Here is a 21,246-nt window from a genome sequence, read left to right as displayed (position 1 = left end):
AGGATGAGGCGCAGATGACGGACGGATTCGGCAAGGGCCATCACCTGCATCTGATCGACGGCTCGGCCTTCATCTTTCGCGCCTATCATGCGTTGCCGCCCTTGACCCGGCGCTCGGACGGGCTGCCCATCGGCGCGGTGGCCGGGTTTTGCAACATGGTCTGGAAGTATCTGCAGGACGGCAAGGGTTCGGACCAGCCGACCCATGCGGCGGTGATCTTCGACCATTCGGCGCGGACGTTCCGCAACGACATCTATCCGCTCTACAAGGCCAACCGGCCCGAGCCGCCCGAGGATCTGCGGCCGCAATTCCCCCTGACCCGCGAGGCGACGCGCGCCTTCAACATCGCCTGCATCGAGACCGAGGGCTTCGAGGCCGACGACATCATCGCGAGCCTCGCCTGCCAGGCGCGGGATGCCGGCGGGCGGGTGACGATCATCAGCAGCGACAAGGACCTGATGCAGCTGGTCGGCGGCGGGGTCGAGATGATGGACCCGATCAAGGGCAAGCCCATCGGCCCGGACGAGGTGCGCGAGAAATTCGGCGTCGGGCCCGAGCGGGTGGTGGACGTGCAGGCCCTGGCCGGCGATTCCATCGACAACGTGCCGGGCGCGCCGGGGATCGGCATCAAGACCGCCGCGCAGCTGATCCAGGAATATGGCGATCTGGAAAGCCTGCTGGCGCGGGCGGAGGAGATCCGGCAGCCCAAGCGCCGCCAGACCCTGATCGACCATGCCGAGCAGATCCGCATCTCGAAGCGGCTGGTCGAGCTGGATTGCCGCATGGCGCTGGATTTCAGCCTGGAGAGCCTGGAGATCCGCGAGCCCGATCCCGAGGCGCTGCTGGAATTCCTGACCCGGATGGAGCTGCGCACCCTGACCAAGCGCGTGGCCGAACGGTTCGGGACCGAGGCGCCGACCCTGGCCGAGGTGGCGGCGCCCGCGGCGGCCGATGCCGAGCCGGCCGTGCCCGCCGCCGCGCTGCCGGCCATCGACCGCGGCCTTTACGTCACCATCCGCGACGAGGCGGTGCTGGCCGCGTGGCTGGCCGAAATCGCCGAGACCGGCGTGGTCGCCATCGACACCGAGACCACCGGGCTGGACGAGATGCAGGCCGAGCTGGTCGGGGTCTCGCTGTGCACAGGGCCGGGGCGGGCGGCCTATCTGCCGCTGGGCCATGTCGACGGCGCCGCCGACCTCTTCGGCTCGGGTGCGCGGGCCGAGGGGCAGATGGATCTGGAGCGCGCGCTGGCGATGCTCAAGCCGGTGCTGGAGGATCCCTCGGTGCTGAAGATCGGCCAGAACATCAAGTATGACTGGAAGGTGCTGGCCCGCCACGGCATCCGCATGGCGCCCTTGGACGACACCATGCTGCTGTCCTATGCGCTGAATGCCGGGGCGCATAACCACGGCATGGACGAGCTGGCGGACCTGTATCTGGGCCATCGCTGCCTGCCGATCAAGGACCTGATCGGCTCGGGCAAGGCGCAGATCAACTTCTCGCAGGTGGCGATCGACAAGGCCAGCGAATATGCCGCCGAGGATGCCGAGGTGACCTGGCGGCTCTGGCATTACCTGCGCCCGAGGCTGGCGCCGAACCATGTGACCACCGCCTATGAGCGGCTGGAGCGGCCGATGATCGGCGTGCTGGCCGATATGGAGATGGCCGGCATCCGCATCGATTCCGAGCATCTCAAGCGCATGTCCAACGCTTTCGCGCAGAAGATGGCGGGGCTGGAGGCCGAGATCCACGAACTGGCCGGCGGTCCCTTCAATGTCGGCAGCCCCAAGCAGCTGGGCGAGATCCTGTTCCAGCGCATGGGCCTGGCCGGCGGCAAGCAGGGCAAGACCGGCGCCTTTTCCACCGGCGCCGAGGTGCTGGAGGACCTGGCCGCCGAGGGCCACGAACTGCCCGCCCGGGTGCTGGACTGGCGGGCGATCTCGAAGCTGAAATCGACCTATACCGATGCGCTGCCCCTGCATGTGAACCCCGAGACCGGGCGCGTGCACACCTGCTATTCCATCGCGGGCGCACAGACCGGGCGGCTGGCCTCGACCGATCCGAACCTGCAGAACATCCCGGTCAGGACCGATGAAGGCCGGCGCATCCGCGAAGCCTTTGTCGCCGCGCCGGGGATGCGGCTGGTGAGCCTCGATTACAGCCAGATCGAGCTGCGGATCCTGGCGCATGTGGCGCAGATCCCGGCGTTGAAGCAGGCCTTCCGCGACGGCATCGACATCCATGCCATGACGGCGAGCCAGATGTTCGGCGTGCCGGTCGAGGGCATGGACCCGATGATCCGCCGCCGCGCCAAGGCGATCAATTTCGGGGTGATCTACGGCATCTCGGGCTTTGGCCTGGCGCGCAACCTGCGCATTCCGCGCGCCGAGGCGCAGAGCTTCATCGACACCTATTTCGAGCGTTTCCCCGAGATCCGCGCCTATATGGACCGCACCGTCGCCGGCGCGAAGCAGGACGGCTTCGTGCGCACGCTGTTCGGGCGGCGCATCATGACGCCGGGCATCAACCAGTCGGGACCGGCGGCCGGCGGCGCGCGGCGCGCCGCGATCAACGCCCCGATTCAGGGCGCGGCGGCCGACATCATCCGCCGCGCGATGATCCGCATGCCGGAGGCGATCGCGCATCTGCCGGCCAGGATGCTGCTGCAGGTGCATGACGAGCTGGTCTTCGAGGTCGAGGAGGGCGCGGTGCCCGAGCTGATCGAGGTGGCGCGCGGCGTCATGCAGGGCGCGGCCGATCCCGCGATCCGGCTGGACGTGCCGCTGATCGTCGATGCCGGGCAGGGGCTGAACTGGGCCGAGGCGCATTGAGGACTGGCGGTCGCGCGGGTTGCGCGGCCGCATGGGTATTTGGGGAACGAAGAAGCCGGCGAGGGAACGGGATGGGCCATTCGCATTCGCATTCGCATGACGGCGGGCACGGCCATGCGCATCTGCCGGGCGGGGCGGGTGACGGCACCATCCTGGTCGCGGTAGTGGTCAACCTGGCGCTGACCGGGGCGCAGATCATCGGCGGCTATGTCGCGGATTCCACGGCGCTGATCGCGGACGGGGTGCATAATCTCTCGGATGCGCTGGCCTTGGTGCTGGCCTTCGGCGCCCGGCGGCTGGCGCGGCGGCCCGCCAGCCCCGACATGAGCTATGGCTGGGGCCGGGCCGAGATCGTCGCGGCCTTCGTCAACTACATCGCGCTGATCGCGGTCTCGGTCTGGCTGGGGATCGAGGCGCTGGGCCGGCTGATCGAGCCGCCGCAGGTCGCGGGCGGGCTGGTCATGGCGCTGGCGGGCTTCGCGCTGCTGGTGGACATGGCGACCGCGGCGCTGGTCTGGCGCGCCTCGAAGGAAAGCGTGAACATCCGCGCCGCCTTCCTGCACAACCTCGCCGATGCCGCGGTTTCGGTCGCGGTGATCCTGGGCGGGGCGCTGATCTGGGCCTTCGGCTGGAATCTTGCCGATCCGGTGCTGACGCTGCTGATCTCGGCGGTGATCCTGTGGCATATCGGCCGGGAGATCGGGCCGGTGATGCGCATGCTGATGCTGGCGGCCCCCGCCGGGGTGGATCACGCGGCGCTGGCCGGCGCCATGGCCGGCGTCGAGGGCGTGGCCGGCGCGCATCACCTGCACCTGTGGCAGATCGACGAGCGGCGCACGGCGCTGTCGGCGCATCTGGTCATGCGCGAGGGCGCCGATCCGGTCCTGGCGGTGCGCCGGGTCAAGGCCCTGCTGCGGCGCGATTTCGGCATCGACCACGCCACCATCGAGACCGAGCGCGCGGGCGAGGCCTGTGGCGACGACCATGCAGGCCATCGCCACTAGCGTCAGATCGCGGCGGAATGGCCCGAGGCCGCCATGTCGTAGCCGTCGAACATCCGCGCGATCATCCGGGTCAGCGGCCGGCCCTTGGGCGTGATGCGCAGGCCGGCGGCATCGGCTTCGACCATGTCGCCGAAATGCGCGGCGACCGGGGCGAGGACCTGGTCGAGGCTCTCGGCATCGAAGCCGTGGTCGCGGATGAATTCCTCGGCCCGGATCTCGAAATCGCACATCAGCGCCTCGATCATCCGCGAGCGCCAGCGGTCCTCGGTGGTGAAGGCATGGCCGCGCGTGGTCGAGAAGCGGCCGTCGCGGATCTTGCCCAGATGCGCGCCGGTGGCCGGGGCGTTCTGCGCATAGCCCTGCGGGAAGCGCGAGATCGACGAGGCGCCCAGCCCCACCAGCACCTCGGCCCGGTCGTCGGTATAGCCCTGGAAGTTGCGGCGCAGCAGCCCGGCCTTTTGCGCGCGGGCGAGCCCGTCGCCGGGGCGGGCGAAATGGTCGATGCCGATCTCGTCATAGCCGTCGGCCAGGAACAGCTCGCGCGCGGTCTCGAACAGCCGCAGCCGGCCATGCGGGTCCGGCAGGGTTTCCGAGGGGATCATCACCTGCCGCTTGGCCATCCAGGGCACATGCGCATAGCCGTAAAGCGCCACCCGGTCGGGCGACAGCGCCAGCAGCTTCTGCACCGATTCGGCGATGCGGCGCGGGTCCTGATGCGGCAGGCCGTAGAGGATGTCGGCGTTCAGGCTGGCGATGCCGCGGTCGCGGATCATGTCCACGGCGCGTTTCGTCACCTCGAAGCTCTGCTCGCGGCCGATGACCTTCTGGATCTCGGGGTCGAAATCCTGCACGCCGATCGAGGCGCGGGTCAGCCCGGCCTCGGCCAGGGCGTCCATGCGGGCCTCGTCGATCTCGTTCGGGTCGATCTCGACCGAGAATTCCGCGCCCTCGGCCAGCGGGAAGCTGTCCAGCACGGCGCCGGCGACCCGCCGCATCATCTCGGCCGGCATCAGCGTCGGCGTGCCGCCGCCCCAATGCAGCCGCGACAATCTGACGCCGGGCGCCAGCGCCGATTTCAGCATGTCAAGCTCGGCCAGCAGGGCTTGGGCATAGGCGCGCACCGGCTCGTCCGACTGCGTGCCCTGGGTGCGGCAGGCGCAGAACCAGCACAGCCGCCGGCAGAAGGGCACGTGCATATACAGGGAGATCGAGGCGCCGGCCGGGATCGCGGCGATCCAGTCACGAAAGACCGGCTCGCCCACGGCGGTGGTGAAATGCGGGGCGGTGGGATAGCTGGTATAGCGCGGCACGCGCGCGTCAAACAGTCCCAGCCGCTCAAGTTGCGATTGCTGTTCCATGCTGCTATATATGCCCGGAACCCGCGCCAGGACCTTGACCCAAATCAAATGCCACAAGACGCCGCCATCTGTGCGACGCAGCAGCCCTGCGAAATTTGTCCGATTCGCTATCGGGCGGTCTGTGCGCATTGCGAAGGCGATGAGCTGACCGAACTGGAAAGCATGAAATTCTATCGCCGCTACGAGGCGGGACAGGTCGTGGTCTGGGCCGGCGACCGGATGGATTTCGTGGGCTCGGTCGTCGCCGGCATGGCCGGGCTGACCCAGCAGCTCGAGGACGGGCGCACGCAGATGGTCGGCCTGCTGCTGCCCAGCGACTTTCTGGGCCGCCCCGGGCGCGAGATCGCGGCCTATACGGTCACCGCGACCAGCGATCTGGTGCTGTGCTGTTTCCGGCGCAAACCCTTCGAGAAGCTGCTGATCGACAATCCCCGCATCGCCAGCCGCCTGCTGGAGATGACGCTGGACGAGCTTGACGCCGCCCGCGACTGGCTGCTGCTGCTGGGCCGGAAATCGGCGCGCGAGAAGATCGCCTCGCTGCTGGTGATCCTGGCCCGGCGCGAGGCCGCGCTGATCAAGCGCCGTCCCGCGGGGCGCATCACCGTGGAACTGCCGCTGACCCGCGAGGCGATGGCCGATTACCTGGGCCTGACGCTGGAGACCGTCAGCCGCCAGGTGAGCGCGCTGAAGCGCGAAGGGGTGATCGAGCTTGACGGCAAGCGGCGGGTGATCGTGCCCGCCTTCGGACGGCTGGTCACGGAAAGCGGCGACGATTCGGATGGCGGGCCGCTGAGCTAGGCGGCGGCGCCGAATGCGGAACCCCCGGGCGCGATTCCCGGGGGCTTTCTTGTTGCGGCGGCGGTCAGCGCGCCATCAGCACCGGCACCTGCGCCTTTTCCAGCATGCTGCGGGTCGCGCCGCCCAGGATCGCCTCGCGGAAGCGGGAATGGCCATAGGCGCCCATCACCAGCATGTCGGCGCCGATCTCGGTGGCGCGGCGGTTCAGGATGTCGCTGATCAGCGGCAGGGTGCGGGCCAGAACCGAGATCTCGGCCTTGACCCCGTGGCGGGTCAGCATCTGGCACAGGGCACCGCCCGGGTCAGAGCGTTCGGGACCGCTGGGCGAGGGGTCGATCACGGTGATCTCGACGCTTTCGGCGGCGATCAGCAGCGGCAAGGCGCGGCGCACCGCCGCCAGGGCCTCGTTCGATTGGTTCCAGGCGATCATGATCTTCTTGCCGAAAGGCTCTTTCAGCGCGTCCGGCACGATCAGCACCGGGGCCGAACCTTCGAACAGCGCCGCCTCGGTCACGGCCTCGGCATCGGCGGGCGCGTTCTCGCCATAGGGCCGGTTCAGCACCACCAGATCGGAATAGCGCGCCCGCATGCCGACCAGCGTCGAAAGCCCGCCGACCTGCGCCACGGCGGAATCGACCGACCAGCGGACATCCTCGGCGGAAAGCCGGGCGCGGATGCCCTCCTCGAGCTCGCTGGCCGCGGCCATGGCCTTGTCGATGGATTCCTGGAACACATAGGCCGAGGCGCCCGCGTAGTAATAGCCGCTTTGGGTATGGTCGACGCCCATGCAGAACACGTCCAGATGCGCATCCTCGCGCCGGGTCATGGCGATGGCCGAGTCAAGCTGCTTCTGCTGGCCGGGATCGGTCAGAACGGTCAGGATCGTCTTGTAGCCCATGGGCCTCTCCTTTCGGGGTGTGGCACGAGTTTGCTCGGCATCCGGCAGAATCGCAATCGCCCGCCGGCGCCGGCCGCGACATCCTGTCCGGATATTTGGGAATTTTACACCTGTTCCGTGCAAGCTGATTGACGCAGATCAAAGTCTCACGAAACCGTGCGGCTATAGAGGGACCTGTCGAAGCCGTGTCCCGCATCGCATTCCGCTGCGATTCGGCCGCCTTTCGGCGCAGGATGAAGGACAGAAATTCATGTTGGACACCATCAAGCTGATCGCGCTTGGCACGATCGCGGTTCTGGCCGCAATCGGCGCCAATTATGCGCGGCCCGATGATCCCGCCTATCTGGTGAACGCCCTGATCGTCATGCTGGCGGCGGGGTTCATGTTCATGCGGGTGCTGCGCCAGATGGGGAACGGGCAGCCCGCGCTCGACCCGCATCCCGAGACCGAATACATGGACGGCGTGGTCCGGGCCGGGGTCGTCGCCACCGCCTTCTGGGGCGTGGTGGGTTTCCTGGTCGGCGTGGTCATCGCCTTCCAGCTGGCCTTTCCGGCGCTGAACCTCAGCGACCTGACCATGGGCTACACCAATTTCGGCAAGCTCCGGCCGCTGCATACCTCGGCGGTGATCTTCGCCTTCGGCGGCAACGCGCTGATCGCGACCTCGTTCTATGTGGTGCAGCGCACCTCGGCGGCGCGGCTCTGGGGCGGCAATGCGGCCTGGTTCGTGTTCTGGGGCTACCAGCTCTTCATCGTGCTCGCGGCGACCGGCTACATTCTGGGCGCCACCCAGTCCAAGGAATACGCGGAACCCGAATGGTATGTGGACTGGTGGCTGACCGTGGTCTGGGTCGTCTACCTGGCCGTGTTCCTGGGCACCATCCTGAAGCGGAAAGAGCCGCATATCTATGTGGCGAACTGGTTCTACCTGTCCTTCATCGTCACCATCGCCATGCTGCATGTCGTCAACAACCTGGCGATCCCGGTCAGCCCCTTCGGCTCGAAATCGGTGCAGCTCTTCTCGGGCGTGCAGGACGCCATGACGCAATGGTGGTATGGCCACAACGCCGTGGGCTTCTTCCTGACCGCCGGTTTCCTGGGCATGATGTATTACTTCATTCCCAAGCAGGCCGAGCGTCCGGTCTACAGCTACAAGCTGTCCATCATCCATTTCTGGGCGTTGATCTTCCTCTATATCTGGGCCGGTCCGCACCACCTGCATTATACCGCGCTGCCCGACTGGGCCTCGACGCTGGGCATGGTGTTCTCGATCATCCTGTGGATGCCCAGCTGGGGCGGCATGATCAACGGGCTGATGACTCTGTCGGGCGCCTGGGACAAGCTGCGCACCGATCCGATCATCCGCATGATGGTGGTGGCCGTCGGCTTCTACGGCATGGCGACCTTCGAGGGGCCGATGATGTCGATCAAGGCGGTGAACTCGCTGAGCCATTACACCGACTGGACCATCGGCCACGTGCATTCCGGCGCGCTGGGCTGGAACGGCATGATCACCTTCGGCGCGCTCTACTACCTGGTGCCGCGTCTTTGGGGGCGTGAGCGGCTTTATTCGACGGGGCTGGTCAGCTGGCACTTCTGGCTCGCCACCATCGGCCTGGTGCTCTACGCGGCCTCGATGTGGGTCTCGGGCATCATGGAGGGGCTGATGTGGCGCGAGGTCGATGCCCAGGGTTTCCTGGTCAATGCCTTCGCCGACACGGTGGCCGCGAAATTCCCGATGAACGTGGTGCGGGCGCTGGGCGGCGTGCTCTATCTCGGCGGTGCGCTGATCATGTGCTACAACCTCTGGGCCACCGTTGCCCGGCAACCCAAGGCCCAACCGCTCACCGTTGCGGTCCCGGCAGAGTGAGGGCGGATCATGGCCATTCTTGAAAAGCACAAGGTCCTGGAAAAGAACGCCACGCTGCTGCTGGTCTTTTCCTTCCTCGTCGTGACCATCGGCGGCATCGTCGAGATCGCGCCCCTGTTCTACCTGCAGAACACCATCGAGAAGGTCGAGGGCATGCGGCCCTATACGCCCTTGGAGCTGAAGGGCCGCGACATCTATGTGCGCGAGGGCTGCTATGTCTGCCACAGCCAGATGATCCGGCCGATGCGCGACGAGGTGGAACGCTATGGCCATTACAGCCTGGCGGCCGAGTCGATGTACGACCATCCGTTCCAATGGGGATCGAAGCGCACGGGGCCGGACCTGGCCCGGGTCGGTGGCCGCTATTCGGACGAATGGCATCTCGACCATCTGGTGAATCCGCAGGCGGTGGTGCCGGAATCGATCATGCCGAAATACGGCTTCCTGCTGGACCGGCAGATCAACCCCTCGAACATGGGCCAGCGGTTGCGGACCGATGCACGGGTCGGCGTGCCCTATAGCGACGAGATGATCGCCGCCGCCGCCAGCGACTTCCGCGCCCAGGCCGACCCGGATGCGGACGCCTCGGGGCTTGAGGAACGCTATCCGGGCGCGCAGCAGCGCAATTTCGACCGCCGCCCCGGCGTGTCCGAAATGGACGCCCTGATCGCCTATCTGCAGGTGCTGGGCACGATGGTCGATTTCTCGACCTTCGAGCCGGACCCGAACCGCTGAGGCCCGCCATGGACAGCTATTCCTTCCTGCGCGAACTGGCCGACAGCTGGGTGCTGCTGCTGCTGGTGCTGTTCTTCCTGGGGACGATCGTTTTCGCCTTCAGGCCGGGCTCGCGCCCGCTGCACCGAGACGCGGCGGAAAGCATCTTCCGCAACGAGACGAATCCCGCCCCGGCGGGCGAGAAGGAGGTCGAGTGATGGCCGATACCGACGACGAGCACACCAGCCCGCAGAACCCCGACAACCGGATCGAGCTGGAACGCCAGGCCGCGGACGAGGCCCACAAGGCCAGGATCCTGGCCGACCCGCCCGAGGGGCCGGGCGGCCAGCCGCTGCATCCGCCGGTCACGCCCCGGCCCGGCAGCACCCGCGTGGTGCGCGACCGCAAGGGCGGGCGGCGGGTGGTCGAGGTGCCCTCGACCGGCCACAGCTGGGACGGGATCGAGGAATACGACAACCCGCTGCCGCGCTGGTGGCTCTGGACCTTCTACGCCACCATCGTCTGGGGGCTGGCCTATATCATCGCCTATCCGGCCATTCCGCTGGTCAACGGCGCGACGCAGGGCATCCTGGGCCAGAGCTACCGTTCCGACGTCGCGGCCGAGATCCGGCGTTTCAACGACGCCAACGCCCCGATCCAGGCCCGGCTGGTCGAGACGCCGCTGGACGAGATCGCCGCCGATCCGGAGCTGGCGAACTATACCGCCAATGCCGGCGCCGCGATCTTCCGCACCTGGTGCGCGCAATGTCACGGCTCGGGCGCGGGCGGGGCCGCGGGCTATCCCTCGCTGCTGGACAACGACTGGCTCTGGGGCGGCTCGCTGGACGAGATCCATACCACGGTCCTGCACGGCATCCGCGATCCCAAGGATGAGGATACCCGCTATTCGGAGATGCCGCGCTTCGGCGCCGACCAGCTTCTGGACAATATCCAGATCCGCCAGGTCGTGAACCATGTGCTGGAACTGGGCGGCCTGCCGCATGACGCGCGGCTCGCGGCCGAGGGGGCGGCGGTCTATGCCGACAACTGCTCGGCCTGCCATGCCGAGGACGGCACCGGCGACCGCAGCCAGGGTGCGCCCGACCTGACCGATGCGGTCTGGCTCTACGGCTCGGACCCGGAGACGATCACCCGGATCGTGCATTCCGGCCCCTTCGGCGTGATGCCGGCCTGGTCGGACCGCCTGTCCGAGGCGGATATCCGCGCCGTCGCCTCCTACGTCCACAGCCTTGGCGGTGGCGAATAACAGATCCCGAGATCCGCGGCCGGGCAACCGGCCCCGGAGGCACCGGCCCCCCGTCCTGTTCGCGCGTTTCCAAGGGGGGCCGGTGTTCATATGAAACGCCAGGCCCTGCGTCCCCTGCAAGCGGCGCGCCCGCTTTTTTCCGGCGGGATGCGACAATGCGGCCCATGCCCCGGCTTTTTCGCCCCGGCTATAAGCCAGCCTGCCCGTGCTTGACGCAGATCAATGCGCCGTCGCGGCGAGGCTCTATACCCGAGCCACGCGAACAGGAGCCAATCATGTCGAATTCCGACATCGACCCGCCACATCTCTATGCCGCCCGCGAGCCGATCTTTCCGCGGCGCGTCCAGGGGTGGTTTCGCAACCTGAAATGGGTCATCATGGCGGTGACCCTGGCGATCTATTACGTCACACCCTGGTTTCGCTGGGACCGCGGCCCCGGCATGCCCGATCAGGCGGTTCTGGTCGATCTGGCCAATCGCCGCTTCTATTTCTTCTGGATCGAGATCTGGCCGCACGAATTCTATTTCGTCGCCGGCCTGCTGGTCATGGCGGGGCTGGGGCTGTTCCTGTTCACCTCGGCCCTGGGGCGGGTCTGGTGCGGCTATGCCTGCCCGCAGACGGTCTGGACCGACCTGTTCATCCTGACCGAGCGCTGGGTCGAGGGCGACCGCAACGCCCGGTTGCGGCTGTGGAACGCGCCCTGGGATGCCAGGAAGCTGCGGCTGCGGCTGGCGAAATGGGCGATCTGGCTGGTGATCGCGCTGGCGACCGGCGGCGCCTGGATCTTCTATTTCACCGATGCGCCGACGCTGCTGGGCAATCTGCTCACCGGCCAGGCCCATCCGGTCGCCTATACCACCATGGCCATCCTGACCGCGACCACCTTCGTCTTCGGCGGCTTCGCGCGCGAGCAGATCTGCATCTATGCCTGTCCCTGGCCGCGCATCCAGGCCGCGATGATGGACGAGGACACGCTGACCGTCGCCTATCGCGACTGGCGGGGCGAGCCGCGCGGCAAGCTGCACAAGGGCGAGGCGACGAAATCCGACGGCGGCGCCAAGGGCGACTGCATCGACTGCATGGCCTGCGTCAACGTCTGCCCGATGGGCATCGACATCCGCGACGGCCAGCAGATGGAATGCATCACCTGCGCGCTTTGCATCGATGCCTGCGACGACGTGATGGACAAGATCGGCAAGCCGCGCGGGCTGATCGACTACATGGCGCTGAAGGATGAGACGGCCGAGCGCGCCGGCGCCGCGCCCAAGCCGCTGATCAAGCACATCCTGCGGCCGCGCACGGTGCTGTATTTCACCCTCTGGGCCGGGATCGGCGTGGCGCTGCTGGTGGCGCTGTTCCTGCGCTCGCCCTTCGACCTGAACGTGACGCCGGTCCGCAACCCGCTTTACGTCACCATGGCCGACGGCGCGATCCGCAACACCTATGCGCTGCGGTTGCGCAACAAGCAGGGGGATGCGCGCGACTTCACCGTCTCGGTCACCGGCCCCGACGGCGCGGTGCCGCAGGGCGTCGGTCTGGCGCTGGAGGGCCTGCCGGGCGCCGGGGTCAGCGTCCCCGCCGACAGCACCCATACCCAGCGCCTCTATGTGACCGCCGAAAAGGGCTCGGCGCTGGCCGAGAGCGGACAGAGCGAGTTGACGCTTTGGGTCGAGGATGCCACCGATGGGGTGCGATCCCGGATCGGCACCGTCTTCCATGGAAGGAGCGAATGATGTCCCGCGAACTGACCGGCCGCCATGTGCTGATGATCACCCTTGCCGCCTTCGGCACCATCATCGCGGTGAACCTGTTCATGGCGTTCAAGGCGGTCGGCACCTTCCCGGGACTCGAGGTCAGGAACAGCTATGTCGCCTCGCAGAATTTCGACCGGGAACGCAATGCGCAGGCGGCGCTGAACTGGACGGTGACGCCGGATTACGACGGGCGCGAACTGGTGCTGGCGATCCGCGACGGACAGGGCAACCCGGCCCCGGTCAGCACGCTCGAGGTGACGGTCGGCCGCCCGACCCATCTGCGCGACGACCAGCGCCCGCAATTCACCTATCAGGGCGGGCTGTTCCATGCGCCGCTGGAACTGGCGCCGGGGCTGTGGAACATCCACCTGACCGCCACCGCGCCGGACGGCACGGTCTTCCGCCAGCGCATCGACCATTACCACGGCAGCCGGGTGAACTGAGATGTCGGACGCCGCGCTGCACGATCACGACGCCCGGCTCTCGGCCTGCCCGGCCTGCGATGCCGCACCGCTCGCGCAGCGCATCGCCGGAGCCCGGGGCGGGCAGGAGGAGGTCATCCTGTCGCTGCCCACCATTCATTGCGCGACCTGCATCACCGATGTCGAGCGGGTGCTGAACCGCCATCCCGGCGTCAGGGATGCGCGGGTCAACCTGACGCTGCGCCGCGTGATCGTGGACGCGCCCGGCCTGACCGCCGAGGAGCTGATCCCCGTGGTCGAGAGCATCGGCTACGAGGCGCATGAGCTCGACCCCGCGGCGCTGTCGGCCAGCGCCGCCGACCGCCAGGGCCGCGACATCCTGATGCGCATCGGCGTGTCGGGCTTTGCGATGATGAACATCATGATCCTGTCGGTTGCCGTCTGGTCGGGGGCCGAGGACGCGACGCGCGACATGTTCCACTGGATTTCCGGCGCCATCGCCCTGCCGACCGTGGCCTTTGCCGGCCAGCCCTTCTTCTCCAGCGCCTGGCGGGCGCTGCGGCATGGCCGGCTGGGGATGGACGTGCCGATCTCGCTGGCGCTGATCCTGGCCAGCGCCATCTCGGTCTACGAGACGCTGCATTCCGGCCATCACGCCTATTTCGACGCGGCGGTGATGCTGTGCTTCTTCCTGCTGATCGGGCGCTATCTCGACTATCGCACCCGCGCCGTCGCCCGCTCCGCCGCCGAGGAGCTGACCGCACTGGAGGTGCCGCGCGCCTTCCGCATCACCCCGGCCGGCGACGAGCCGGTGCCGGTGGCCGAGCTGCGCCCCGGCGACCTGATCCGCATCCGCCCCGGCGCCCGCATCCCCGCCGATGGCGAGATCGCCGAAGGCAGCAGCGAGATCGACCGCTCGCTCCTGACCGGCGAGAGCATTCCGGTTCCCGCCGGCCCCGGCTTCGCGCTTTCGGCGGGCGAGGCGAACCTGACCGGACCGCTGGTCATGCGGGTGACGGCGGCCGGGCGCGACAGCTCGCTGGCGCGGCTGACGGCGCTGGTGGCGGCGGCGGAATCGGCGCGCGGGCATTACACCGGGCTGGCCGACCGCGCCTCGCGGCTTTATTCGCCGCTGGTGCATCTTCTGGCCTTTTGCAGCTTCCTTGGCTGGTATCTGACCACGCATGACCTGCGACTGGCGGTGAACGTGGCGGCGGCGGTGCTGATCATCACCTGTCCCTGCGCGCTGGGTCTGGCGGTGCCGGCGGTGATCACCGCGGCCTCGGGCCGGCTGTTCCGGCGCGGCATGCTGATCAAGGACGGCACCGCGCTGGAGCGTCTGGCCGAGGTCGATGCCGTGGTCTTCGACAAGACCGGCACCCTGACCCTGGGCGTGCCGCAGCTGGTCTCGCTGGACCCGATCCCGGCGGAGGCCCGGCTCGTGGCGCTGGCTCTGGCGCAGGGCTCGGGGCATCCCTTGTCGCAGGCGCTGGCGCAGGCGCTGGTCGATGCCGGCACCGAGCCCGCCGCGCTGGCCGACCTGCGCGAGGTGCCGGGCTATGGCATTTCCGGCCTGTGGCAGGGGCGCGAGGTGCGGCTGGGCCGTGCCGACTGGCTGGGGGCCGAGCATGGCGACGCGACGCTTTCGGCAAGCTGGCTGTCGCTCGGGCAGGGGGCGCCGATCCGGTTGGAGTTCTCGGACCGGCTGCGGCCAGGGGCCGAGACCTGCGTGGCGCGGCTGCTGGGCTCAGGCCGCCGGGTGATGCTGCTGTCGGGCGATGCGGCGCCGGTGGTCGAGGATCTGGCGCGGCGGCTTGGCATCGCGGAATGGCGGGCCGGCGTCACCCCGGTCGAAAAGGCCGAGGCCCTGCGCCGGCTGCGGCAGGAGGGGCTGCATCCGCTGATGGTCGGCGACGGGCTCAACGACACCGCCGCGCTGACCGAGGCGCATGTCTCGATCTCGCCCGCCTCGGCACTGGATGCGGCGCGGACGGCCTCGGATATGGTGCTGATGGGCAGCGACCTGGCCCCGGTTGCCGAGGCGCTGGAACTCGCGCGAAGCGCCCGTGCCCGCATCAAGGAGAATTTCGCCATCTCGCTGATCTACAACATCGTCGCGGTGCCCATCGCCATCGCGGGCTTCGCCACGCCCCTGATGGCGGCGCTGGCCATGTCGCTGAGCTCGATCAGCGTGACGCTGAACGCGCTGCGGCTGCGGTAAAGGGGGGGAAGATGGAAATCCTCGGCCTTCTCATTCCGGTCTCGCTGGGGCTTGGCGGGCTTGGCCTCCTGGCCTTCATCTGGTCGCTGCGCGGCCGGCAATACGACGATCCCAAGGGCGATGCCGAACGGATCCTCAGCCCGGAATGGGACGATCATCCGAAACCGTGATCCCGGGCTGCGGCCCGGGTCCGCGGTCACGGCCTTGTTGGCTTGCATTGTCACCGCCGAAAGGCCAATCAGGCGCGAGCCAACAGACAGGTGAGCGATGGCCAGTCCCGCCCCGTTTTCGCGTTACGAATTCCTGATCGCCTGGCGCTATCTGCGCGCCCGCCGCGCCGAGGGCGGGGTCAGCGTGATGACCTGGATCAGCCTGATCGGCATCACCCTGGGCGTCATGGCGCTGATCACCACCCTGGCCGTGCGCGCCGGCTTTCGCGCCGATTTCGTCGATACCATCCTGGGCGCCAACGCCCATAGCACGGTCTATTACGCGCCCACGCAGATCTATAACGAACTGACCGAAGAGACCTATGTCACCCCCGGCCGGATCGAGGATTACGAGGCGCTGGCCGCGAAGATCGCGCAGATCCCCGGCGTGACCCGCGCTGTTCCGGCGGTTCGCGCGCAGGTCATGGCGCGGCAAGGCGATGCCATGGGGGTGGGCGATGTCTACGGCATCACGCTGGAGGCGCTGAAATCCATGCCGGGCATCGCCGACCCGGAACGCGCTGCCGGCGATCCGGATGATTTCGACAAGGGCATCGCCATCGGCGTCGGCATGGCGCGCGATCTGGGCATCGGGGTGGGCGACCGGCTGCAACTGGTCGCGCCCGAGGGCGCCAGGACCGCCTTCGGCACCACCCCGCGCATCGAGGCCTATGAGGTGGTCTATATCTTCTCGGCCGGGCGCTACGACGTGGACAAGGCGCGCATCTACATGCCCATGGCCGAGGCGCAGACCTTCTTCAACCGCGAGGGCGTCGCCGACGAGATCGGGGTCTTCGTCGCCGATCCCGAGCGGGTCGACGACTGGACGCTGCCGCTTTTGCAGGCGGCGGGCGAGCGCGGGCAGGTCTGGACCTGGCGCGACGCCTCGGGCTCGTTCCTGGCGGCGCTCGACATGGAGGATGACGTGATGTTCGTCATCCTGTCGATCCTGGTGCTGATCGCCTCGATGAACATCACCTCGGGGCTGATCATGCTGGTCAAGAACAAGGGCCGCGACATCGGCATCCTGCGCACCATGGGCCTGACCGAGGGCGCGGTGCTGCGGGTCTTCTTCCTTTGCGGCGCCTTTACCGGGGTGATCGGCACCCTCGCCGGCGTGGTGCTGGGCGTGGCGCTGTCGCTGAACGTCGACCATATCATGGCGGCGCTGAACGCCCTGACCGGCGGCAATGCCTGGCAGCCCGAGGTGCGGGGCATCTACCAGCTCACCGCCGATCTGCGGGCCTGGGACATCTTCCGCGCGGCGGCCCTGTCGCTGGCCCTGTCCTTCATCGTCACCATCTTTCCCGCGCGCCGCGCCGCGCGCATGAATCCGGTCGAGGCGCTGCGCTATGAATGACGTCCTGGTTCTGGAAGGGATCTCCAAGACTTACGGCATCGGGGGTCCCGCGCCGGTGCCGGTTCTGGACCGGCTGTCGCTGCGCGTCGGCCGGGGAGAGGTGGTGGCGCTGGTCGCCCCCTCGGGCGCCGGCAAGTCGACGCTGCTGCATATTGCGGGCCTGCTGGACATGCCCGATGCGGGGCGGGTGGCGATCAATGGCCGCGACATGGCCGGGCAAAGCGACCGGGCGCGGACCGAGGCGCGGCGCGAACAGCTGGGTTTCGTCTATCAGTTCCACCACCTGCTGCCGGAATTCTCGGCCGCGGAGAATATCGTCCTGCCGCAACTGGCCAACGGCATCGCCCGGGGCGCGGCGCGGGCGCGGGCGCTGGACCTGCTGGGCCGGGTCGGGCTGTCGCATCGCGGGGATCACCGGCCGGCGCAGCTGTCCGGGGGCGAGCAGCAGCGGGTGGCCTTCTGCCGGGCGTTGGCGAACCAGCCCTCGCTGCTTCTGGCGGACGAGCCGACGGGGAACCTGGACCCCGCGACCTCGGACAAGGTCTTCGACGTGCTGATGGCGCTGGTGCGCGAAACCGGTCTTGCGGCGCTGATCGCCACGCATAACATGGAACTGGCCGGGCGCATGGACCGGGTGATCCGGCTGGGCAGCTGAGCCATGCGGGACGCCGGATGTGCTTGGCAAAGGGGGCGCCGATGCGGGTGATGGCGGCGATCTGCGCCTGTTCGCTGGCGGCTCCGGCCTCGGCGGACCCGTTCGAGCAATTCGGCACGGCGATGAAATACGGCCTGCCGCTGGCGGCTGCAGTCTGCGCGGCGGATCAGGGCCGGCTTGAGGATTTCGCCGTCCGCGGCGTGCTGCAGGCGGCGCTGGTCTGGGGGATGAAGGAATTCTTCGACGGTGCGTCGGTCTCGCGCCGGCCCTCGGGCGGGGGCAGGGGATTCCCCTCGGGCCATACGGCGGCGGCCTTCTTCGGCGCCGCGGACCTGGCCGGGAAATGCTTCGACGACCGGCCCGGGGCCGGGGCGCTGGCCTATGGCGCGGCGGGGATGACCGGCTGGAGCCGCGTCCATGCGGGCGAGCATACGCCCGCACAGGTCTGGACCGGGGCGCTGATCGGGATCAGCTTCGGCGCGGCGAGCTTCGGGATCGGAACCGACGGAGCGAGCTTCTCGGTCGGGATGCGGTTTTGAGGCCTTAGCCGTCATTCGGCCGTTACCATCCGACAGCTATGTCGTCCCTTATCCAGGGAGGCGCGATGTCTGACCTCGAACATCTTATGCAAGCGGCGCTGAACCTCGCAGAGCTCGGGGCGCAGATTTCTGCCAAAGCATGGGGCGGTGACCTTGCCGTGACCTACAAAGCCGATGGCTCGTCACTGACGCAGGCCGACCTGTCCATCGAGGCTCTATGGCGAGAGCGGATCAAACGGCAATTCCCTTCGCACGGCATTCTGGGCGAGGAATACGGTTCCGACACAGGAAGCAGCGCCTTTACCTGGGTGCTCGATCCGATCGACGGAACGCGCCAGTTCGGGACGGGGCTGTTGAACTTCGCATCGCTGATAAGCCTGTGCCGGGACGGTCTGCCGGTTCTGGGTATCATCGACTTGCCGATGCCGGACGCGCGTTACGTGGCGGCGGAGGGGAAAGGCACCACATTCGCCGGCCGGACTGTCCGCAGCAGCATGTGCCGCAACATGGCGGAGGCCGTGGTCAGCCTTGCCAATCCTGACAGCTTCCGGGGCGAGAGCGCCGCAGGATACCAGAATTTCCGCTCGGCGGGGCGGGTGAGGGTCTTTGACGGCGGCGCTCCCGCATATGGTGCGCTTGCCCGAGGACTCATCGACATTTGCCTCAACGGCGATGATCTGGACGCCTACGACATTTGCGCCCTGTGCCCCGTGGTGCAGGAAGCCGGAGGCAAGATTACCGACTGGAAGGGACGGTCACTGTCATTCGCTTCGAGTGGAGCCATCGTCGCCAGTGCCTCCCCCGAACTCCATGCAAAGGTTTTGGATCGGCTCTTGCCGAATGGCTGACCGTCCGCTTCGTCCCGCATAAGGCGATCCCGACCTTCCTGCTCGAACGATCCCCTACCCCGCGCGGGGGCCTGCCAGGATCACCATCGCCCCCAGCACGCAGAGCGCGCCGCCAAGCAGATCCCAGCGCGTCGGCACCTGGCCCTCGGTCAGCCAGAGCCAGCCAAGCGAGGCGACGACGTAGATGCCGCCATAGGCCGCATAGGCGCGGCCGGCGAAATCGGTATCGACCCGCGTCAGCAGAAAGGCGAAGGCGGCCAGCGACAGCATTCCCGGCACCAGCCAGAGCGGCGATTTCCCCAGCCGCAGCCAGGCCCAGAAGGCGAAGCAGCCGGCGATCTCGGCCAGCGCCGCGAGGACATAGACCGCAATCGGGGCGGCCAGGATCACACGTCCAGTTCCTCGGTATCGGCGAACTGGGCATTCTCCTGGATGAACTGGAAGCGCAGCTCGGGCTTCTTGCCCATCAGCCGCTCGACCAGATCGCCGGTCTCGCCGCCCTCCTCCTCGTCGATCGAGACGCGGATCAGCTTGCGCGTCCTGGGGTTCATCGTCGTGTCCTTCAGGTCCTTGGCATCCATCTCGCCCAGGCCCTTGAAGCGCTGCACGTCGATCTTGCCCTTGCCGCCCAGGCCCTTGGCAAGCATCGCCTCCTTCTCGGCATCGTCGGCGACATAGACGCGATGGGCGCCTTGCGTCAGCCGGTAGAGCGGCGGGCAGGCCAGATACAGATGCCCCTTGTCGATCAGCGGCCGCATCTGGGTGAAGAAGAAGGTCATCAGCAGGCTGGCGATATGGGCGCCGTCGACATCCGCATCGGTCATGATGATGATCTTGTCATAGCGCAGATCGTCGATGTTGAATTTCGAGCCCATGCCGACGCCAAGCGCCTGGCAGAGATCCGAGATTTCCTGATTGGACCCGAGCTTGGAGGAGGCCGCGCCCAGCACGTTCAGGATCTTGCCGCGCAGGGGCAGCAGCGCCTGGGTGGTGCGCTCGCGCGCCATCTTGGCGCTGCCGCCCGCCGAATCGCCCTCGACGATGAAAAGCTCGGTGCCCTCGCGATTGGTGGCCGAGCAATCGACCAGCTTGCCGGGCAGGCGCAGCTTTTTGGTCGCCGACTTGCGGGCGGTTTCCTTTTCCTGCCGGCGGCGCAGCCGTTCCTCGGCCCGCAGCACCAGGAAATCCAGGATGGCGCCGGCCGATTTCGTATCTGCCGCCAGCCAGTTGTCGAAATGGTCGCGCACCGCGCCCTCGACCAGCCGCGCCGCCTCGGTGGTGGCCAGCCGGTCCTTGGTCTGGCCGACGAATTCCGGCTCGCGGATGAAGCAGGAGACCAGCGCGCAGCCGCCCGCCAGCAGGTCGTCGCGGGTGATCTGCGCCGCCTTCTTGTTGCTGACCCGCTCGCCATAGGCGCGGATGCCGCGCAGGATCGCCGACCAGAAGCCGGCCTCATGCGTGCCGCCCTCGGGTGTGGGCACGGTGTTGCAATAGGACTGGATGAAGCCGTCGCGCGACGGCGTCCAGTTGATCGCCCAGTCCACCTTGCCGGGCGTGTTGAACTTTTCCTTGAAATCGACGCTGCCGGCAAAGGGCCGGTCGGCATAGGTCGAGGCATTGCCCAGAACCTCGGTCAGGTAGTCTGCCAGGCCGCCGGGAAAGTGGAAGCTGGCCTCCAGCGGCGTCTCGCCGTCGTCGATTTCGGATTTCCAGCGGATCTCGACGCCCGAGAACAGATAGGCCTTGGACTTGACCATGCGCAGCAGCCGTGCCGGCTTGAAGCGGTGATGGCCGAAGATCTGCTCGTCGGCATGGAAGGTGACGGTGGTGCCGCGCCGGTTCGGGGCGGCGCCGACCTTCTCGACCGGGCCAAGCGGCAGCCCGCGCGAGAAACGCTGCTCGTAAAGCTCGCGGTTGCGGGCGACCTGCACCACCATGCTGTCCGACAGCGCATTGACCACCGAGGCGCCGACGCCGTGCAAGCCGCCCGAGGTCTGATAGGCGTCGCCCGAGAACTTGCCGCCGGCATGCAGCGTGCACAGGATCACCTCCAGCGCCGACTTGCCGGGGAATTTCGGATGCGGGTCGATGGGGATGCCGCGGCCGTTGTCGCGGATGATGACCGAGTAATCGGCCAGCAACTCGACCTCGATGCGGGTGGCGTGGCCGGCCACCGCCTCGTCCATCGAGTTGTCGAGGATTTCGGCCACCAGGTGATGCAGCGCGCGTTCGTCGGTGCCGCCGATATACATGCCCGGACGCTTGCGGACCGGCTCCAGCCCTTCGAGCACCTCGATCGAGGAGGCCGAATAGCTTTCGGAAGCCTTATCCGCGGCGGGGAAGAGATCGTCGGCCATGACACCTGCTCGTCTTGTTCTTCTGGGGCGCGGTTATCTCATGCCCGACGGGGCGGGGGCAAGGGAAAGTGGATCGGCGGCGGTGCACCGCAAGGTGTGGCGTGAGAATATGAACAATTTGTGCAAAATTCCTGACGATCT

Annotated in this window: 19 protein-coding genes; 15 read left to right on the top strand and 4 right to left on the bottom strand. The window is 67.7% G+C overall.

What is annotated here, in order from left to right; genetic code table 11:
* Positions 1-14: 14 nt before the first annotated feature.
* Both polA and LOS78_RS06130 read left to right on the top strand, forming a co-directional pair.
* On the top strand, positions 15-2,831 hold the full coding sequence (gene polA, locus LOS78_RS06135; RefSeq protein ID WP_230376172.1) for a DNA polymerase I: 2,817 nt from the start codon (positions 15-17) through the stop codon (positions 2,829-2,831).
* Between the two features lie 71 nt (positions 2,832-2,902).
* Complete coding sequence (locus LOS78_RS06130; protein ID WP_028711445.1) at positions 2,903-3,835, top strand: cation diffusion facilitator family transporter; 933 nt, start codon at positions 2,903-2,905, stop codon at positions 3,833-3,835.
* A gap of 2 nt (positions 3,836-3,837) precedes the next feature.
* On the opposite strand, the gene hemN is transcribed toward LOS78_RS06130, so the two are convergent.
* Positions 3,838-5,193 carry an oxygen-independent coproporphyrinogen III oxidase gene (hemN, locus tag LOS78_RS06125; protein WP_230376170.1) on the bottom strand — a complete coding sequence of 452 codons (1,356 nt, stop codon included), beginning with the start codon at positions 5,191-5,193 and terminating at the stop codon, positions 3,838-3,840.
* A gap of 48 nt (positions 5,194-5,241) precedes the next feature.
* Here hemN and fnrL point away from each other — a divergent pair, with 48 nt between their 5' ends.
* Complete coding sequence (fnrL, locus tag LOS78_RS06120) at positions 5,242-5,991, top strand: transcriptional regulator FnrL (protein ID WP_028711443.1); 750 nt, start codon at positions 5,242-5,244, stop codon at positions 5,989-5,991.
* Between the two features lie 64 nt (positions 5,992-6,055).
* Here the strand turns inward: fnrL and LOS78_RS06115 are convergent, their stop codons facing one another.
* Positions 6,056-6,889: a universal stress protein gene (locus LOS78_RS06115; RefSeq protein ID WP_028711442.1), complete on the bottom strand. Its 834-nt coding sequence runs from the start codon at positions 6,887-6,889 to the stop codon at positions 6,056-6,058.
* 250 nt (positions 6,890-7,139) lie between these two features.
* Here LOS78_RS06115 and ccoN point away from each other — a divergent pair, with 250 nt between their 5' ends.
* The 12 genes from ccoN (at position 7,140) to LOS78_RS06055 (ending at position 18,748) form a co-directional block, all read left to right on the top strand.
* Positions 7,140-8,759 (top strand): cytochrome-c oxidase, cbb3-type subunit I, encoded by a 1,620-nt coding sequence (ccoN, locus tag LOS78_RS06110; protein ID WP_028711441.1) that lies wholly within the window; start codon positions 7,140-7,142, stop codon positions 8,757-8,759.
* Positions 8,760-8,768: 9 nt separating this feature from the next.
* Positions 8,769-9,494, top strand: a complete 726-nt coding sequence (gene ccoO / locus LOS78_RS06105; RefSeq protein ID WP_028711440.1) for a cytochrome-c oxidase, cbb3-type subunit II — start codon at positions 8,769-8,771, stop codon at positions 9,492-9,494.
* Positions 9,495-9,502: 8 nt separating this feature from the next.
* Entirely contained in the window at positions 9,503-9,691 is a 189-nt protein-coding gene (locus LOS78_RS06100; protein ID WP_028711439.1) for a CcoQ/FixQ family Cbb3-type cytochrome c oxidase assembly chaperone, read from the top strand.
* Positions 9,691-10,740, top strand: a complete 1,050-nt coding sequence (gene ccoP / locus LOS78_RS06095; protein WP_230376169.1) for a cytochrome-c oxidase, cbb3-type subunit III — start codon at positions 9,691-9,693, stop codon at positions 10,738-10,740. The genes LOS78_RS06100 and ccoP overlap by 1 nt, the downstream gene beginning before the upstream one ends.
* A 275-nt stretch (positions 10,741-11,015) precedes the next feature.
* Positions 11,016-12,473: a cytochrome c oxidase accessory protein CcoG gene (gene ccoG / locus LOS78_RS06090; protein ID WP_230376168.1), complete on the top strand. Its 1,458-nt coding sequence runs from the start codon at positions 11,016-11,018 to the stop codon at positions 12,471-12,473.
* The gene (locus LOS78_RS06085) at positions 12,473-12,937 is read left to right on the top strand and encodes a FixH family protein (RefSeq protein ID WP_230376167.1); all 465 of its coding nucleotides are present in this window, start codon (positions 12,473-12,475) and stop codon (positions 12,935-12,937) included. The genes ccoG and LOS78_RS06085 overlap by 1 nt, the downstream gene beginning before the upstream one ends.
* A 1-nt stretch (position 12,938) precedes the next feature.
* Positions 12,939-15,137: a heavy metal translocating P-type ATPase gene (locus LOS78_RS06080; protein ID WP_230376165.1), complete on the top strand. Its 2,199-nt coding sequence runs from the start codon at positions 12,939-12,941 to the stop codon at positions 15,135-15,137.
* 11 nt (positions 15,138-15,148) lie between these two features.
* The gene (gene ccoS, locus LOS78_RS06075; RefSeq protein ID WP_028711434.1) at positions 15,149-15,307 is read left to right on the top strand and encodes a cbb3-type cytochrome oxidase assembly protein CcoS; all 159 of its coding nucleotides are present in this window, start codon (positions 15,149-15,151) and stop codon (positions 15,305-15,307) included.
* 97 nt (positions 15,308-15,404) lie between these two features.
* A complete protein-coding gene (locus LOS78_RS06070; RefSeq protein WP_230376163.1) occupies positions 15,405-16,706 on the top strand; it encodes an ABC transporter permease in 1,302 nt (433 codons plus the stop codon).
* Entirely contained in the window at positions 16,699-17,361 is a 663-nt protein-coding gene (locus LOS78_RS06065; RefSeq protein ID WP_028711432.1) for an ABC transporter ATP-binding protein, read from the top strand. Before LOS78_RS06070 ends, LOS78_RS06065 begins: the two co-directional genes overlap by 8 nt.
* 41 nt (positions 17,362-17,402) lie before the next feature.
* On the top strand, positions 17,403-17,900 hold the full coding sequence (locus LOS78_RS06060; protein ID WP_230376162.1) for a phosphatase PAP2 family protein: 498 nt from the start codon (positions 17,403-17,405) through the stop codon (positions 17,898-17,900).
* A gap of 65 nt (positions 17,901-17,965) precedes the next feature.
* Positions 17,966-18,748, top strand: a complete 783-nt coding sequence (locus tag LOS78_RS06055) for an inositol monophosphatase family protein (protein WP_230376161.1) — start codon at positions 17,966-17,968, stop codon at positions 18,746-18,748.
* 54 nt (positions 18,749-18,802) lie between these two features.
* Here LOS78_RS06055 and LOS78_RS06050 read toward each other — a convergent pair whose 3' ends face one another.
* Both LOS78_RS06050 and parE read right to left on the bottom strand, forming a co-directional pair.
* Positions 18,803-19,138: a YnfA family protein gene (locus LOS78_RS06050; protein ID WP_230376160.1), complete on the bottom strand. Its 336-nt coding sequence runs from the start codon at positions 19,136-19,138 to the stop codon at positions 18,803-18,805.
* Positions 19,135-21,105 carry a DNA topoisomerase IV subunit B gene (parE, locus tag LOS78_RS06045; protein WP_028711428.1) on the bottom strand — a complete coding sequence of 657 codons (1,971 nt, stop codon included), beginning with the start codon at positions 21,103-21,105 and terminating at the stop codon, positions 19,135-19,137. Before parE ends, LOS78_RS06050 begins: the two co-directional genes overlap by 4 nt.
* Positions 21,106-21,246: the final 141 nt, after the last annotated feature.

Origin of the sequence: Paracoccus sp. MA (assembly GCF_020990385.1) — a bacterium.
Lineage (GTDB): Bacteria > Pseudomonadota > Alphaproteobacteria > Rhodobacterales > Rhodobacteraceae > Paracoccus.
This window is presented reverse-complemented; position numbering and strand designations above follow the sequence as displayed.

Excerpts from the sequence above, each read along its gene's own strand:
- polA (WP_230376172.1), top strand. The coding sequence starts at position 15 with ATGACGGACGGATTCGGCAAGGGCCATCACCTGCATCTGATCGACGGC.
- ccoN (WP_028711441.1), top strand. The coding sequence starts at position 7,140 with ATGTTGGACACCATCAAGCTGATCGCGCTTGGCACGATCGCGGTTCTG.
- fnrL (WP_028711443.1), top strand. The coding sequence starts at position 5,242 with ATGCCACAAGACGCCGCCATCTGTGCGACGCAGCAGCCCTGCGAAATT.
- LOS78_RS06085 (WP_230376167.1), top strand. The coding sequence starts at position 12,473 with ATGTCCCGCGAACTGACCGGCCGCCATGTGCTGATGATCACCCTTGCC.
- LOS78_RS06080 (WP_230376165.1), top strand. The coding sequence starts at position 12,939 with ATGTCGGACGCCGCGCTGCACGATCACGACGCCCGGCTCTCGGCCTGC.
- LOS78_RS06100 (WP_028711439.1), top strand. The coding sequence starts at position 9,503 with ATGGACAGCTATTCCTTCCTGCGCGAACTGGCCGACAGCTGGGTGCTG.
- parE (WP_028711428.1), bottom strand. The coding sequence starts at position 21,105 with ATGGCCGACGATCTCTTCCCCGCCGCGGATAAGGCTTCCGAAAGCTAT.
- LOS78_RS06065 (WP_028711432.1), top strand. The coding sequence starts at position 16,699 with ATGAATGACGTCCTGGTTCTGGAAGGGATCTCCAAGACTTACGGCATC.
- LOS78_RS06055 (WP_230376161.1), top strand. The coding sequence starts at position 17,966 with ATGTCTGACCTCGAACATCTTATGCAAGCGGCGCTGAACCTCGCAGAG.
- ccoS (WP_028711434.1), top strand. The coding sequence starts at position 15,149 with ATGGAAATCCTCGGCCTTCTCATTCCGGTCTCGCTGGGGCTTGGCGGG.
- LOS78_RS06130 (WP_028711445.1), top strand. The coding sequence starts at position 2,903 with ATGGGCCATTCGCATTCGCATTCGCATGACGGCGGGCACGGCCATGCG.
- LOS78_RS06115 (WP_028711442.1), bottom strand. The coding sequence starts at position 6,889 with ATGGGCTACAAGACGATCCTGACCGTTCTGACCGATCCCGGCCAGCAG.
- ccoP (WP_230376169.1), top strand. The coding sequence starts at position 9,691 with ATGGCCGATACCGACGACGAGCACACCAGCCCGCAGAACCCCGACAAC.
- LOS78_RS06070 (WP_230376163.1), top strand. The coding sequence starts at position 15,405 with ATGGCCAGTCCCGCCCCGTTTTCGCGTTACGAATTCCTGATCGCCTGG.
- ccoG (WP_230376168.1), top strand. The coding sequence starts at position 11,016 with ATGTCGAATTCCGACATCGACCCGCCACATCTCTATGCCGCCCGCGAG.
- LOS78_RS06060 (WP_230376162.1), top strand. The coding sequence starts at position 17,403 with ATGCGGGTGATGGCGGCGATCTGCGCCTGTTCGCTGGCGGCTCCGGCC.
- hemN (WP_230376170.1), bottom strand. The coding sequence starts at position 5,193 with ATGGAACAGCAATCGCAACTTGAGCGGCTGGGACTGTTTGACGCGCGC.
- ccoO (WP_028711440.1), top strand. The coding sequence starts at position 8,769 with ATGGCCATTCTTGAAAAGCACAAGGTCCTGGAAAAGAACGCCACGCTG.